Below are 15,814 nucleotides of genomic sequence, written 5' to 3' on the forward strand. Positions count from 1 at the left end.
GGTGCATCTATCTTTGAGATGACAAAGGATCAATCTTGAGTAGCCATTGCTATAAGGCGATCGCTTTCTTTGGTACTATTACGGTTGATTGTTCAAGTAAAACAGCTAAAACAGCCTAGGGGAAAAATGAAAACACGAAAACTTGGTAAATCGGACATTGAAATCACCCCGATTATTTTAGGGACTTGGCAAGCTGATAAACGTTGGTGGAAAGGTATTGAAAAAGCCGACTTAATCCAGGCTATGCAGCAGGCGGTTGACCTGGGAATTACTACCATTGACACTGCGGAAATCTATGGTGATGGTATCTCGGAACAACTGATAGCTGAGGCGTTGTCAGATAGACGCGATCACCTAATTTATGCCAGCAAGGTATTTGCGACCCATTTACAATATGACCAGGTAATTGAAGCGTGCGATCGCTCCTTAACAAATCTGGAGACCGACTATATAGACCTGTATCAAATCCACTGGCCAACGGGTTCGTTTAATACAGAAATTGTGCCGATTTCCGAAACCATGGCCGCCCTAAATTTGCTCAAACAACAGGGGAAAATTAGAGCCATTGGAGTCTCAAACTTCTCCAAAACTCAACTCGAAGAAGCCAGCCAATATGGGGCTATAGATAGTATACAGCCTCCCTATTCTCTATTTTGGCGAGATGTGGAACGGGAAACCATGGCTTATTGTGTAGAACAGAAAATCTCAATTCTCGCTTATTCTTCCCTAGCCCAGGGACTTCTGACCGGAAAATTCGGAGTTAATCATCAGTTTGATCCAGAAGATCATCGACTCAAAAATAAACTCATCCAAAACCCAGAACATTATAGCCGGGTTCAAGAAGCAATTAATCAGTTACGCCCCATAGCAGCAGACAAACGCTGTACGGTAGCACAATTAGCACTTGCATGGCTAATTTGTCAACCCCAAACTAACGCGATTGTCGGGGCTCGTAATAGCAGCCAGGTTGAGCAAAATGTGCAAACTATCGACATTCAACTTTCCCCAGAAGAGGTCAGCCAAATAGACCAAATTGGGCGTATAGTTACGGATCATCTGCAAAACGAATATCCAATTTTATGGAAGTTTTGAAAAATGGCGATCGCTCAAGCAGATAGTGGCAAAGGGTAAATTTTCAGGGTTTCAAGAAAGAAAATGGCAGTTAGTTAACTAACGCAAAACTTACATGGTGACAGCCAAAATAATCCGTTCATTACGGGGCTACATGAACTTGAAAAGGGCAGCATCAATGGAGACTAAGGCAAGTGTTTAACTTAGCTAAATAGTACAGTCACTAAGTTATCGAGTCACTGTTGATTCAATGAATTGGGAAATTGGCTAAGACTGCCTCTAGTTAAGAGAAGCAGCCATAGACTGAGATGAAAAAATTTCGCGAGATTCTTGTCGTACCTGTCCACTCATGGCGGCTACTTGCAAGTTAGCAAAAGCATTGAGTTCAATAGCATCATATTGAGAATTTTGGAGAATGTACCGGAGTTGATTTTCAGCTTCCAAGGTTAAATAACCAGTGGCGATCGCTTGTTGGACTACATCTTGAATACACAGCATAGTGAAATTACGGAGTTGTAATGGGTTTAAACTATATTTAGTATCCCTGTTTGTCAAGATAAAGGCAGTGATTCTGATATAGTGTTACCTGTGATTTGCGGCTGATCAGCATCTGATCTAAATCTCCACTGACTAGGTGAGCCAGATCACGGGTATCCATGATTATAGGTCTAGTTGTATGTACAGGGTTGAGTTTTCCCCAACCTCTTGCCTGCCTGGATCGCCATAATTTATGATGAGCCGAGGGATGATCTGATCAGTAATGGAGGGGAAATGATGGCAACAGACGACCTACAACAACATCTAAACAGTTTAGGCGATCGCTACCCTAAACTAGGACAGGCATTAGAACAAGCAGCAAAAGCCCTGAAAGACTCAGGCACTCCCATCAGTGAGCAGTTGCTGCAAGGGTTGATTAACTATAACCGTGATTTCGCCAATTTCCAACAAAAACTACAAAACCGGGGACAAACCACCGCCGTAGTCGCGAGATCCCTGGTAGATTTACAGCAGTTATACCAAAAAGTAGCCCCAGCCACAGATGAGGGAGCCATTCCTCAGCAGGTTTTATCCTTGCTAGAGCAAATTCTCCGGCTGACCCACAGCGAACAGAAAGACTTTGCACCCCTACAACAAGCCCACAAACAAGCCCAACAACTCAAACAGCACATTTCCCAAGCTGATCTGAAATCAGACCCACAGCTAAAAGCATTGGTGACCGGACAGCACCCCCTCAACATTCTACTAAACTTGGTGAATAGCGGAGAACAACTCAATGATGAACAGTGGGCAAAATCGGCAGAAATTCTCGACAATACTTTTGGTAAATCTTTGGGGGTAGCTATTTCCAGAGGAAAAATTGTCAGTCAGTCGGGGGGGTCAACTACGACTCAACCGCCATTGAATGTGACAGCAGTTGAACGTCCCACGGCTAACCCAGATATTGTCATCCTAGAAGAACCTACCACCACGAAGGCCCCCAGTGATGTGATTATTGTTCCCAGTGTGGAAATTAACCCGAAACCTTTAACTATTGATGGCCACAATATTGTGTTCGGCAATACTGCCATTGTCGGTCAGCCTACGGGGAAACCGGAAGTTAAACCGGGAACTGTGGGGCTGCGTGTGAGAGTGCATTTACAGGGATTAGGCGATCGCGATTTTGGCGGCGGGGAATATGCTGGAACTAAGGGTCAAGGTCGCCGCTTGGAGGCTTTCCAAATGGCGATTAATCCTCCCATTCCGGGTTTGGATATACAATACATGGCTCATATTGCTCAAGTTGGTGATAGTCCCACAGCCTCCAACGGTCAAATGGTGGGAGAACCGGGACAAAATCGCCAAATAGAAGGGTTTGCGATTAAGCTGGCTGGACCAGAAGCCCCGAAATATGATGTTTTCTATAATGCCCATATTCAAAATAAGGGAGATGTTCCGGTTTGTAGTAATGGTCAATATTGTGGTACTCGTGGGCAATCTTTACGAGTTGAGGGGATAAAAGTTTGGGTAGAACCCAAAAAATAATCCCCCTGGGTCATTCTCCCTCTAGGGCTACCAGTAAACATAATAATAGGGCTTCTGTCCACTCAACTACAGCCCCATAGGTGTCTCCGGTATGCCCACCTAAACGGTAGTTTAACCAGGTTCCGGTCAGAATAGCGATCGCACTTCCCCCAAGCAGTAAACCCACAGCCACCAGCCAGCGTCCGGGTTCTAACCAAATCTGTAACCCACTCAACCCGGAAAGTAGCACAACCCCAGGGAGTAAATCTAACGGCGAATAGGTTAAATCTTTGTGAAATGCTCCCTTTCCTTGTGCCTTCAGATAAGGATAACGAGCGATCGCTACTAACTGTCCCCAGCGTCCCCAAGCAGCCACCCCCATCAAAATTAACCAGCGTGTGCGGTCTAAATCAGCGAGGGCGGCGGTTTTCAGCAGTAAAATAGCTACGGCGGCGATCGCCCCAAAAGCTCCCGTCAAACTATCAGCCATCACCTCTAAGCGTCGCTGGGGGTCAGTCACAGCCAACCCATCAGCAGTATCCATCGCCCCATCTAAATGCAGTCCCCCAGTAATCCCAATCCAACCTACCACCACCAAAGCCGAGCGCGTTAAGACCGGACAGCCTAGCAACTGCAAACCCATGTCAGCCAGCCCTAACAATCCCCCAATCATTAACCCCATTACCGGGGCGAGTCTAGCAATTCCCCGAAACTCTAACGTCCAAGACGGAGGAATAGGTAAGCAGGTATAGAAAGCCACAGCAGCAGCTAAAGCCGCTCGTAGCTGTACCATATACCTAATCAGCGATCGCCAGACTGTCTCAAAACTCATAAAACTTAAACTTCAATTTTGCCATAGCTCTATAATATTTCTTAGGTTGTGCCACAATTGAGATCAAACCTGTTGGGGTCTAAACATATACTCTAATACCGCCAAGATAGTTCATCCTGGCTATGGAAAGTCAAAAGTCAAGAAACATCAAGAAAATCTGATCAGATCGACTTTCACAGTCCTACCTTTGCTACAATTGTGTATAAAGTTAGATATCCAACACCGACAGGCTGAAATATAATCTCAGCTACCGGGTTATGGGTAGATTTTTGAGAAGAATGCAAGTGGCGAGACAATAGAAGTAGTAAAATTACTCTGTTTTTCTCAAAACTTGCTTCGTTAAGCCTTATACGGTCAAAGGTTCAGGCAAAAAATCTGTCATACCTAGGGTGCTAAATTGTCCTAAACTCTCTGCGTGAAACTGACCTTATAACTATCGGCTTAACTAGGTAAAGGTGCCAGGTGGCGATTTTGGTTTAGGAGAAACTATAAAACTAGAGGCTTTTGCTCTATGAGTTACGATCAATTAAATTGCAGGGTGTCTGCTCCATGTATTATCGATACCGGAATCGTTGTTAACAAGCGCGATATGCAGAAGTTGCTGGTTGACCTCGGTCGGGTTCGTTATATACATATCCAAGACAACCAGGTAAAAAGCCAAGGCGAAGGTCAGATCCTGGAAGTGTTTGCGGATCAACAGCAGGCTACTCTCATTGCTAACCATGCTTTGTATTTGAATGTTTACAGTTTTGATTATCTGGAACTGAAACAATCCTCCGATAATGAAACCTATTTCGACTTAGTGCAAGATGGGCGACTACTGCGATTAGTTCCTATGTCTAATCCTTTAGAAGACCAGGCGACCAGGAACTTACAAGCCGCCGCCTTTGATGCAGTCATGGATCAAGTCCTATCAAATAACTGGGATACCCCCATTGATGATGATGATTGCCCCTTTTAATTGTCATCAATTGATCTGATTTTCTCAGTTTTGTAGTTAGACTTCATGCCCCAATCATTTTCGTTTCAAATACAGACTCGCTGCACTCACACTCACGCGAGGGCAGGAGTTTTTGTCACTCCCCATGGTATCGTGGAAACCCCCCGATTTATGCCAGTGGGAACCTTGGCTAATGTCAAAACTTTGACCCCGGCTCAACTCCTGGATACGGGCGCTCAAATGGTGCTATCCAATACCTATCATTTGCACCTACAACCAGGGGAGAAAATTGTGGCGGCGGCGGGGGGAATACATAAGTTTATGGGCTGGAATGGTCCGATATTGACCGATTCAGGCGGTTTTCAGGTTTTTAGTCTCAGTGAAATGCGGACGGTGACAGAAGCAGGAGTACGGTTTCGATCGCCTCACGATGGGGCAATTATTGAATTGTCCCCAGAACGCTCCATTGAGATACAAAATCAATTAGGGGCTGATGTGATTATGGCCTTTGATGAGTGTCCCCCTTATCCAGCTTCTAGGGAAGATGTGGTCGCAGCCACCAATCGCACTGTTAGATGGCTAGAACGCTGCATAGCTGCTCATGACCGACCAGAGGCAGCCCTGTTTGGTATCGTACAAGGAGGAGTTTACCCAGATTTACGGGTGGCAGCAGCTAAAAAATTAGTAGAATTTGATTTGCCAGGTTATGCCATTGGAGGGGTGAGTGTCGGTGAACCTACCGATTTAATGGAAATGGTGGTTCGCGTCACTACCCCCATTTTGCCAGACCATAAGCCTAGATATTTGATGGGGATAGGAACTTACCGGGAAATGGCACAGGCGATCGCATCTGGTATAGATTTATTTGATTGTGTCATTCCTACCCGTTTGGCTCGCCATGGGGCGGCTTTGGTGGCCGGAGAACGCTGGAATTTGAAAAATGCCCAATTTAGAGAGGACTTTCGCCCCCTCGACCCATCTTGTCCTTGTTACACTTGCCAAAATTTTAGCCGCGCCTATATTAGTCATCTGGTACGCGCTAAGGAACTTTTAGCCTATACTCTCCTGAGTATTCATAATGTTACTGAACTGATTAGGTTTACTACCCGTATCCGAGACGCGATTTTGGGCGATCGCTTTACTGACGAGTTCGCACAATATTTGCAAGTTCAATCCTAACCCTAGCCCGATAAACTGACAAATCATCGCTAAAATGAGAATTGTCGCAAAGATTTGTTAAAATTCTGTAAGCCATATTTTAGTAAGAGGTTAATTGATTCATGGAAGCAGCACTGCTATTGGCAAAATTGCCAGAAGCCTACTCGATTTTTAGCCCGGTTGTTGATATTTTGCCCGTTATTCCCGTCTTTTTCCTGCTGTTGGCTTTTGTGTGGCAAGCTGCTGTCGGTTTCCGATAAGCCCAAACCAGCTCAGGCTATCGGTTCTATAGTGAGGCGTGAAATCCCACAGCCTAGCGTGCCGATAGCCCCTAGTAACAATATTAAGCGCCAACTTCACTGGACTTATGCCATCATGTTGCTAGGTTGAGGTGGTCTTAATCAGGATTTCAGAAATAAAGTTCTTATGTCTACTAATGCGATCGCCCTGTGCAAGTCTGTTGTTGTATTGACAACTATAGTTTTAACTCAGGCAGTTCCCCCCTCTGTGGTAGCCCGGTCTTCTCAAGAGGTTGTTAGTCAAATCACTGCTACAGAGTTTTTTGAGCGCGGTGTAGCACGCTACCAACGGGGAGATAAACAAGGGGCGATCGCTGATTTTACCCAAGCTATTCGCCTCAACCGTAACCATGCCCTCGCTTACTATAACCGGGGAGTGGTAAGGTTTAGGATCGGCAATAACTTGACTGAGGCGATCGCTGATTTTACCCAAGCTATCCGCATTAATCCTGAATATGTTGATGCCTACTATAATCGTGCCATTGCCCGTGTCAAAGTTCAACAATACTGGCCGGCTATTGATGATGTTACCCAGGTGATCAGCCTCGACCCCTCTCATGATCGGGCTTTCTACCTGCGGGGATTAATTTATTCCGAAAATCTTAAAGATTATCAAACCGGGATTAATGATTTTACTGAGGCGATCCGCCTTAACCCCAGAAACCCAGCACCCTATTTTAAGCGCGGGAATGCTCGCTATCGCATTGGCGATCGTGAAAGGGCTATTGATGACTATAACAAAGCTATTGATATCAACCCATCAGACCCGGAACCTTATTATAACCGAGCCATCAGTCGCTACCAAATTGGCGATCGCCAAGGCGCTATCTTTGACCTACAGAAGTCCGCAGACCTATATCTGGATTTGGGTAATTTCGAGAAATACCAAAAGGCGATCGATACCTTAGAAAAATTTGAGAATTAATTCCCGTTAGCACACACCTTTACCGAATCTTTACAAACTTCCGGCAAATTTTACCAAAGTTTTATAGACTTGGTGTTATGTTTTGCCTAGAATGTGGGTAGACGGGTGTTAGATACTTAACCTTAGTGTCCGTCTGACTCCTGTACCACAGGACAGACATAGAGACTAAACAAAGTATCGCATCTATAATATAGCATTTTTCCCGGTTTCCTCTCGTCATGGGCTGGGTTTAGGGACATATTTTAAGGATTTGATCAGACCTATCAGTTTTGATCAGTTTTGATCGCGGCAGTCTCAAGGGTCAGTCAGCACCCCCGGCTGAAGCACGGGGGCTTCGTGCCCCCCGCTTTCAGGTAGCTGACCAGCTTAAGCCTTAACTGGCTACGTTCAGAGCAAGAGTTAAAGTTCCTACCCTGGAATGCGTGCTAGTTCCAGGCACTAGAACCAAATCGTTAAACAGTTCTAAGGGGTTAAGACAGTGCGATTTGGAAAGTACCGACTCTGAACATTAGCGTTCGCGCAGCGTGCGCGTTAGCGCAAGCGCAAACGTTACGAGCAATCAGAACAGACGCAACAATGTCTAACCATATTTTCGTTTTAGATACCAACCGCAAGCCCCTGACACCGTGCAAGCCAGGGGTAGCACGATCACTGCTCAAAGCCGGGAAAGCATCGGTATTTCGACGCTACCCATTCACCATTATTCTAAACAAGGAGGTTGACGCTAATCCTGAACCGCTCGAACTCAAATTAGACCCAGGCTCTAAAGTCACTGGAATTGCCTTGAAGCAAGGGAATCATATTATCTTTGCTGCCGAGTTGCAGCACCGAGGACAGCAGATTAAAGAAGCATTGCTCTCTCGTCGTCAACTCCGACGTTCTCGACGAAACCGCAAGACCCGATATCGACCAGCTCGGTTCTTGAATCGGACTCGTCCCGAAGGTTGGTTAGCTCCCAGCTGGCAGCATCGAGTAGATACTCTAATGACCTGGGTTCACCGATTTCGTAGACTTGCCCCAGTTGGCCGCATTACCCAAGAGCTAGTACGGTTCGACCTGCAATTGATGGAAAACCCTGAGATATCAGGTGTTGAGTATCAGCAGGGAGAATTACAAGGCTATGAAGTCAGAGAATACCTGTTGGAGAAGTGGGGCAGAACCTGTGCTTACTGTGGGGCTCAAAATGTACCACTTGAAGTTGAGCATATCCAGCCTCGGTCTAAGGGTGGCTCTGACCGGGTTTCTAACCTGACGATGGCTTGCCACTCATGCAATCAAGCCAAAGGCAATGGGGACATTCGGGATTTTTTATCGAGCCAGCCTGATGTACTGAGTCGTCTTCTCAGGCAGGTAAAATCGCCGCTTAAAGATGCAGCAGCCGTTAACTCGACCCGATGGGCTTTGTTCAATGCTTTGAAAGCAACAGGACTCCCAGTTACCACAGGAACGGGCGGACAAACGAAGTTCAATCGACTGAGGCTCAACCTACCTAAAGCTCACTGGCTTGATACTGCCTGTGTTGGACCAGTCGAATCACTCGAAGTTCTGACTTCAAAACCGTTGCTGATTTTAGCAAAGGGGCATGGAACCCGTCAGATGTGCGGGACGAATAAGTACGGATTCCCGAATCGTCACCGCTCCAGGAGGCAAATTCATAAAGGCTTTCAGACTGGCGACATGGTGACGGCACTGGTCACAGCGGGGAAGAAAATTGGCTCATATCTAGGACGGGTTCTCTGCCGTGCGTCTGGTAGTTTTGATATTACCACCGCTTCGGTACGGGTGGCAGGCATCAGCCACAAATACTGCCAACCGATTCACAGGAAGGATGGTTACGCCTATGCTTGAAAGATTGACGGGGACTAAAGTCCCCCTGTCGCGTTTCCTCCCCGGTCTAAAGACACGGGGCTTCCACGCTCCCAAGAGGTTTACGTGATGAATTATGGGTTCACCCACTATCATCAGACGACCTTGGACGAGCAACTCCTGTACAACCACTTGCAAAAGTTGGTTGGGGTGTCATCCCCACAGGATATGCTTGCTTGTTTTCGTTGTCTGTTTTTGGGTGACCAGGAATATCAAGTCACGGAAGTTTGGGAAGCCTTGGAAAGAATTGTTGATTCCGAATCAGTCCGCGATCGCTTTCCGTTTATAATTAACCGCTGCTGCTATATTTTGGTTAACCAATGGCAGAAGCAGTCCCGTCTACAGTGGGCTATTCCAGAACTGATTGATCTACTTCTCATAGAACCGACTACTTTACCCTCTTCCTGGACCGCTCATCGTTTGCGTAGATTACTCTACAAATTTGTGCAAACTGACGAATATCGCGCACTACGTCGGCTCGCTAATGCTTTTAAAGATAGCACCAAACCCGAACCAGATTGTCAACCCAAGCTAGAAAATTTGATTGTTCGTTATCCCTATCTGTACGAACATTGTTTTTTGACCGATCATAGTGAAATTGATCAACGTCAGCAAATTCGGAAAATGCAGGAGGCGGCGGGACGTAAATTCGATCGCGACTTGTATCAATACATTACTTATCAACAAAAAACTACCATCCAGGAATTGGGCGTAAATCCTCCCCATAATCCTACCCTATTGAGCGATCGTAAACTTAGCCAAGCTATTGACCACTTTACCGGACAAGTAGATGGGGGATACACCTATAATGAGTCCTCTCAACTATTTCTGAAACAGAGTAGTAAGGCTAGTTCATATCATGCTTTTAAAGGGGAGCTATATGAGTATTTGACAAACTCTATGGATGGTAAATATGCTAACCGTTACTTTAAAAGGCGGCTGGAGCAAACCCTAAAAGACACCCTATCCCACAATGATTCTGTTATGGTCAACAGTAGTCTAGTTGCCGGAACCTGTAAAAGACTATTCGATTTTTTGGTAGTTGAAAGCGCCCAAAAACCTCAGCATTTTGTCTTAGTTGACCTCACCAATAACCTAGGCGTTACTAACGTCATGGGTTTAATGCTAAAAATTGTTTTGGTATGTCGGCAAACCAAACGAGAACTAGAAAAACGATTCGCTGTGTTATTTACGCATTATGGCAATTTTGAACGACCCCAAGTTGTTTGGCTGGTTGAGTCCCTGGAAAATCTAAATATTGCTTTTAGCACTCATTTCGGATCATCCGCTATGCGATCGCTCAAGATTTCCTAGACCAGAATGGGGAGGGAGAATCAATCATAATCAACCCTCCCCCCAACCAACAATATAGCCCTTTGATTAATTATTAATTAGCAGGGTTTGTTGTTCCTCATGTAAATCTTGGAATAGCGGGGTACTGAGGTAACGTTCGCCGTAACTCGGTTGAATCATCACAATTAACTTATCTCGATTTTCTGGTCTTTGAGCCACTTTAATCGCCGCACACAAAGCCGCACCCGAGGAAATCCCAGATAGTAACCCCTCTTCCCTCGCTAGACGGCGACTATAGCTAAAGGCTTCGTCATCACTAACTGTAATTACCTCATCAATTAGGGCTACTTTCAGCACCTCTGGGACAAATCCTGCACCAATACCCTGAATTTTGTGGGGTCCAGGTTCACCACCAGAAAGAACCGGACTGTTAGTGGGTTCAACTGCGATCGCTTTTAATTGTGGTTTCCGTTGTTTAAGCACATCCGCCGCCCCCGTGATTGTACCACCGGTTCCCACTCCCGCGATTAAAATATCAACCCGTCCATCCGTATCATGCCAAATTTCTTCAGCCGTAGTGCGGCGGTGAACCTCTGGATTAGCCAAATTGTTAAACTGCTGTAACATATAGGTATTGGGAACCGTATCGACCAGTTCATAGGCGCGCTGAATCGCTCCTTTCATCCCTTTGGAACCGGGGGTTAATTCTAATTTAGCTCCATAGGCGCGGAGCATAGAACGCCGTTCTAAACTCATGCTATCAGGCATCGTTAAAATTAACTCATAGCCTTTCGCCGCCGCTGTCATAGCCAACGCAATGCCAGTATTTCCTGATGTCGGTTCCACTAGGGTAGTCTTACCTGGAGCGATCAAGCCTTCGAGTTCCGCAACTTCGATCATATATGCTCCAATGCGATCTTTAACTGAGGCTGTCGGGTTCATCCCTTCGAGTTTAACCACAATTTGAGCTAAACAGCCTTCAGCTTGAGGAATTCGATTCAGTTGTACCAAAGGGGTACGACCAATCAATTCTGTGATGTTGTGAGCAATACGCATGGTGATCTCAATAACTACAGTTAACCTCAATTCTATAGTGATTTGGGCAGAGAAAAGTCAACCGTGAACCTGACCAGTGTGGACAGCAGAAATTGTCAAACTCTCAATATATATGCTAAAATAAGGGGCTTTTTGCTGATACTTCCCCATAATTGAATGCCCACATATCTGCGGCAATTTAATCATAATTAACCTAGTATATCCTCGATATATTATGTTATAATTATGGTTAAATCCACAGATGGTAGATACCATAAAAGTTAAATTTGAGGTCATTAAAGTTGCAAAAGTTTAACCGAGTTAGTCATCCACAAAGACAAAATCAGTTAGAAAAGTTAATTGAACGCTTGGGATTATCTACTCAACAGAAGATTGCATGGCAATTACTTGATTTGGCACTAACTCATCCCAGTGTTTCCACTCAGGATAATTATGAACAACTGGAATTTGTTGGTGATTCCGTGGTGCGTCTGGTGGCTTCAGAACTTTTGTTAGAAACCTATCCTAATGCACCCGTGGGAGAGTTTGCGGCGGTGCGATCTATTTTGGTGAGCGATCGCATTCTGGCGGAAATTTCTAATAGCTATGGTTTGGGAAGATATTTGCTCGTGGGAGGAAGTGCTACCCGCGATCGCCTGGGAGAAGAATCTCGTTTAGCAGATTGTTTTGAGGCTGTTTTGGCTGCACTTTATCTCAGTACCAATACCCTAGAGTTAATTCGTCCTTGGTTAGATCAGCACCTGCTAGAGCGAGCTACTGATATTTTTAATGATCCGGCTCGCCAAAATTATAAGGCTGCTCTCCAAGAATGGACTCAAAGTTGCTATAAAATTTTGCCCCAATATAAAGTTAATGAAACAGGTTATGCTGGTGATGAAGCGCGGTTTACCGCTTCCGTGTGGCTGAGGGGAGAACAATTAGGTACAGGAACAGGTAGAACTATTAAGGCTGCTGAACAGGCGGCGGCTCGTGTGGCTTTTTTATCAGTAGCCAAAAATGGAGGACAAACAGATAATGAATGACCCGATTAAAATAGCAGTTCTCGGTACAGGACGCTGGGGTGTCCACTTGCTCCGAAACTTTCAAAATCATTCTGGGTTTGAGTTAATAGCAGTAGCTGATAGTAATTCCGAACAGTTAAAAGCTGTGGGAGAACGATTTACACTCAACCCTGAACAAATGTTTGAGCATGGGTTGGCGGCTCTGGAAGTTCCGGGACTACAAGCTGTGGCGATCGCTACTCCCGCCTGCACTCATTATGACTTAATTTCAGTCGCGCTACAACGTGGCTATCATGTCTTAGCCGAAAAACCTTTAACCATAAACCCCGCTAAATCTTGGGAACTTTGGGAACTGGCTCAACAGCAAAATCGACAATTATTTGTCGATCATACCTATCTATTCCATCCAGTAGTTAACCAGGGTAAACAAGTCCTTGCTCAAGGTGTCTTAGGTCAACTACGCTACGGCTATGCTACCCGCACTCACCTAGAACCTGTCCGACAAGATGTTGATGCTCTTTGGGATTTAGCGATTCATGATATTGCTATCTTTAATACCTGGTTGGGTCAAAAACCTGTAGCCGTACAAGCCACCGGAACTGTCTGGCTACAAGGCGATCGTCTTTTGCAAACCGAGGATAATTCCCCAGCCTTTCCCGATAGTAAACCAGGTTTATCTGATTTAGTAGTAGCTACCCTCACTTACCCCGATAACTTTCGAGTTTTCCTACATCTATGCTGGTTAAATCCTGACAAACAGCGCCGTTTAGCAGTCGTCGGAAGCCAAGGAACATTGATTTTTGATGAATTATCCTCCGAGTCTCCTTTAACTCTACAACGCGGCTATTTAGAGCCTGTCAATGGTGGCTGGAAAGGAGCAGGTCAAAGTCGGGAAGTTTTACAGGTCGAACCTGGGGAACCTTTAAAACAAGTATGCGATCGCTTTTTTCAATGTGTTAAAGCCAATCAACCCTGTCCAATTTCTTCCGGTAAAATCGGAGCCGAATTAGTCGATATTCTGTGGGGTTTAAGTCAATCTCTACAAACAGGAGGACTCCCTCACCCCGTCCGTGATAATTCCTCAGAGACTTAAACAAACAAAAAGCGCCCCCCGACCGGGAGGCGCTCTATTTAATCCAAGCTATAAATTAGCCGATTTGAGGTGCAACCAAAGCTACAGGCTCAGACTCAGCAGAAGCCAAATCTAAGGGGAAGTTGTGAGCGTTGCGCTCGTGCATTACTTCCATACCCAGGTTAGCGCGGTTGATGACATCAGCCCAGGTGTTAACTACCCGACCGCTGGAGTCCATTACGGATTGGTTGAAGTTGAAACCGTTGAGGTTAAAGGCCATGGTGGATACACCTAAAGCGGTGAACCAGATGCCGATTACCGGCCAAGCACCCAAGAAGAAGTGCAGGGAACGGCTGTTGTTGAAAGAAGCATATTGGAAGATCAGGCGACCGAAGTAACCGTGAGCTGCCACAATGTTGTAAGTTTCTTCTTCTTGACCGAATTTGTAACCGTAGTTTTGAGATTCGATTTCGGTGGTTTCACGCACCAAGGAAGAAGTTACCAAAGAACCGTGCATCGCGGAGAACAGAGCACCACCGAATACACCAGCAACTCCCAACATATGGAAGGGGTGCATCAGGATGTTGTGTTCTGCTTGGAACACCAACATGAAGTTGAAGGTTCCAGAGATACCCAGAGGCATACCGTCGGAGAAAGAACCTTGTCCGATGGGGTAGATCAAGAATACTGCACTAGCAGCGGCAACAGGTGCGCTGTAAGCTACGCAGATCCAAGGACGCATTCCCAAGCGGTAGGACAGTTCCCACTCACGACCCATGTAGCAGAATACACCGACCAGGAAGTGGAAAATTACCAACTGGTAAGGGCCACCGTTGTAGAGCCACTCATCCAAGCTGGCTGCTTCCCAAATGGGATAGAAGTGCAGACCGATCGCATTGGAGGAAGGAACAACCGCACCAGAGATGATGTTGTTGCCGTACAACAGAGAACCAGCTACGGGTTCGCGGATACCGTCAATGTCCACGGGAGGAGCAGCGATAAAAGCGATGATGTAGCAGATGGTAGCAGTTAGTAGGGTAGGGATCATCAGAACACCGAACCAGCCTACATAAAGGCGGTTGTTGGTGGATGTTACCCAGCTACAGAACCGTTCCCAAGCGTTGGCGCTCTCGCGCTGCTGAATGGTAGTAGTCATGTTGGATATGATTGCTATATTGAGTTTTCGAGGTACTTATCCGGCAGTTGTTTTTCTACCGTGTCTATAATATGACACACTCTGTTAAGGTTTGTAAAGGGGTTGAGCCACATTTATTTTAATGGCTGTCATAAGTAGAGCTTATCATCAATTCAACCATAATCGAGTCGAACCCTGAGAGAGCCTGTGGTTCCAGGCGACTATCGGCGGCTTGGGATATAATCATCAGCAACTGAGAAACACGAGAGACGGGGGAACCGCAAATGTCAGTTGAACTCACTGCCAATACTAGCCCCGAAACTGCTACCGAAACGGACTGGGAACCCCCCATGCCGCCCACAGACTTGATTTTTGATGATGGAGAGCCTTTGGAAAGTAACCGTCACCGCATTGCTATGAACGTCCTGATTAGGTCATTGCAACAGGCTTGGAGCGAGCGCCATGATTTCTATACAGGCGGGAATATGTTTATTTACTATAGCAGCGAACAAGCTAGGAACCGAGATTTTCGCGGGCCAGATTTCTTTGCGGTGTTAGATGTAGATGGCACCAAAGAACGACAGGGTTGGGTAGTATGGCAGGAAGGGGGTCGCTACCCAGATGTCATTGTGGAGCTAATGTCTCCCAGTACCGCCAGAGTAGATAAAGGAAAGAAAAAGGAGCTCTATCAGCAGATATTCCGAACCCCAGATTACTTTGTATTTGACCCGTTTGAAGCCAACGCCTTTCAAGGATGGCATTTGCATAGTTCGGGAGGTTATCAGCTTTTAGAGGCGAATGAGCGAGGTTGGCTGTGGTGTGAGACCTTGGGCTTTTGGCTGGGAACCTGGTCAGGAACTATAGACCGTGAGGAGGCAATTTGGCTGCGGTTTTATGATACGGAAGGTAATTTGGTGTTGTTACCGGAAGAGGCCGAACGCCAAAAAGCCGAACAAGCTCAACAGCTTGCTGAGGCCGAACGCCAAAAAGCCGAACAAGCTCAACAGCTTGCTGAGGCAGAACGCCAAAAGGCTGAGGCCGAACGCCAGAGGGCAGAACGTCTGGCGGAAAGGTTGCGCGCGCTGGGTTTAGATCCAGAGGAACTATAAAAGAAGCGATCGCACAACATCTACTTTAAATATTTATAGACATAGTTCCCCCTTGA

The 15,814-nt window shown here is 46.0% G+C and carries 15 protein-coding genes; 11 read left to right on the forward strand and 4 right to left on the reverse strand.

Annotated features, from left to right (window positions below; all coding sequences use genetic code 11):
* The first annotated feature begins 126 nt into the window (after nt 1-126).
* Nucleotides 127-1,092, forward strand: a complete 966-nt coding sequence (locus XZ46_RS01330) for an aldo/keto reductase (protein WP_048894884.1) — start codon at nt 127-129, stop codon at nt 1,090-1,092.
* Nucleotides 1,093-1,350: 258 nt separating this feature from the next.
* Here the strand turns inward: XZ46_RS01330 and XZ46_RS01335 are convergent, their stop codons facing one another.
* Complete coding sequence (locus XZ46_RS01335; RefSeq protein WP_006621997.1) at nt 1,351-1,569, reverse strand: hypothetical protein; 219 nt, start codon at nt 1,567-1,569, stop codon at nt 1,351-1,353.
* Nucleotides 1,570-1,776: 207 nt separating this feature from the next.
* On the opposite strand from XZ46_RS01335, the gene XZ46_RS01340 reads away from it, so the two are divergent.
* Nucleotides 1,777-3,093: a hydrogenase gene (locus tag XZ46_RS01340; protein ID WP_228116450.1), complete on the forward strand. Its 1,317-nt coding sequence runs from the start codon at nt 1,777-1,779 to the stop codon at nt 3,091-3,093.
* Between the two features lie 10 nt (nt 3,094-3,103).
* Here the strand turns inward: XZ46_RS01340 and cobS are convergent, their stop codons facing one another.
* Nucleotides 3,104-3,904, reverse strand: a complete 801-nt coding sequence (gene cobS, locus XZ46_RS01345; RefSeq protein WP_008051957.1) for an adenosylcobinamide-GDP ribazoletransferase — start codon at nt 3,902-3,904, stop codon at nt 3,104-3,106.
* A gap of 511 nt (nt 3,905-4,415) precedes the next feature.
* Here cobS and XZ46_RS01350 point away from each other — a divergent pair.
* From XZ46_RS01350 to XZ46_RS01370, 6 genes are all read left to right on the forward strand, one after another.
* Nucleotides 4,416-4,865, forward strand: coding sequence for a hypothetical protein (locus XZ46_RS01350; RefSeq protein WP_006621994.1), 450 nt, complete (start codon nt 4,416-4,418; stop codon nt 4,863-4,865).
* Nucleotides 4,866-4,910: 45 nt separating this feature from the next.
* The gene (tgt, locus tag XZ46_RS01355; protein ID WP_008051961.1) at nt 4,911-6,023 is read left to right on the forward strand and encodes a tRNA guanosine(34) transglycosylase Tgt; all 1,113 of its coding nucleotides are present in this window, start codon (nt 4,911-4,913) and stop codon (nt 6,021-6,023) included.
* A gap of 101 nt (nt 6,024-6,124) precedes the next feature.
* The gene (locus XZ46_RS27870) at nt 6,125-6,262 is read left to right on the forward strand and encodes a photosystem II reaction center protein K (protein WP_006617292.1); all 138 of its coding nucleotides are present in this window, start codon (nt 6,125-6,127) and stop codon (nt 6,260-6,262) included.
* Nucleotides 6,263-6,428: 166 nt separating this feature from the next.
* Nucleotides 6,429-7,226, forward strand: coding sequence for a tetratricopeptide repeat protein (locus tag XZ46_RS01360; protein ID WP_008051963.1), 798 nt, complete (start codon nt 6,429-6,431; stop codon nt 7,224-7,226).
* A gap of 576 nt (nt 7,227-7,802) precedes the next feature.
* Nucleotides 7,803-9,074: an RNA-guided endonuclease IscB gene (gene iscB, locus XZ46_RS01365; protein ID WP_008051965.1), complete on the forward strand. Its 1,272-nt coding sequence runs from the start codon at nt 7,803-7,805 to the stop codon at nt 9,072-9,074.
* Between the two features lie 87 nt (nt 9,075-9,161).
* Nucleotides 9,162-10,406, forward strand: coding sequence for a Sll1247 family protein (locus XZ46_RS01370; protein WP_006621990.1), 1,245 nt, complete (start codon nt 9,162-9,164; stop codon nt 10,404-10,406).
* A 66-nt stretch (nt 10,407-10,472) separates the two neighbouring features.
* Here the strand turns inward: XZ46_RS01370 and cysK are convergent, their stop codons facing one another.
* Complete coding sequence (gene cysK, locus XZ46_RS01375; RefSeq protein ID WP_006621989.1) at nt 10,473-11,441, reverse strand: cysteine synthase A; 969 nt, start codon at nt 11,439-11,441, stop codon at nt 10,473-10,475.
* A 281-nt stretch (nt 11,442-11,722) separates the two neighbouring features.
* Here cysK and rnc point away from each other — a divergent pair, with 281 nt between their 5' ends.
* The gene (gene rnc, locus XZ46_RS01380; protein WP_006621988.1) at nt 11,723-12,463 is read left to right on the forward strand and encodes a ribonuclease III; all 741 of its coding nucleotides are present in this window, start codon (nt 11,723-11,725) and stop codon (nt 12,461-12,463) included.
* Nucleotides 12,456-13,535: a Gfo/Idh/MocA family protein gene (locus tag XZ46_RS01385; protein WP_006621987.1), complete on the forward strand. Its 1,080-nt coding sequence runs from the start codon at nt 12,456-12,458 to the stop codon at nt 13,533-13,535. Before rnc ends, XZ46_RS01385 begins: the two co-directional genes overlap by 8 nt.
* 55 nt (nt 13,536-13,590) lie before the next feature.
* Here the strand turns inward: XZ46_RS01385 and psbA are convergent, their stop codons facing one another.
* Nucleotides 13,591-14,670, reverse strand: a complete 1,080-nt coding sequence (gene psbA / locus XZ46_RS01390) for a photosystem II q(b) protein (RefSeq protein WP_048894885.1) — start codon at nt 14,668-14,670, stop codon at nt 13,591-13,593.
* Between the two features lie 263 nt (nt 14,671-14,933).
* On the opposite strand from psbA, the gene XZ46_RS01395 reads away from it, so the two are divergent.
* On the forward strand, nt 14,934-15,758 hold the full coding sequence (locus XZ46_RS01395) for a Uma2 family endonuclease (protein ID WP_048894886.1): 825 nt from the start codon (nt 14,934-14,936) through the stop codon (nt 15,756-15,758).
* Nucleotides 15,759-15,814 lie beyond the last annotated feature (56 nt).

It is taken from the genome of Limnospira indica PCC 8005 (genome assembly GCF_000973065.1).
Lineage (GTDB): Bacteria > Cyanobacteriota > Cyanobacteriia > Cyanobacteriales > Microcoleaceae > Limnospira > Limnospira fusiformis.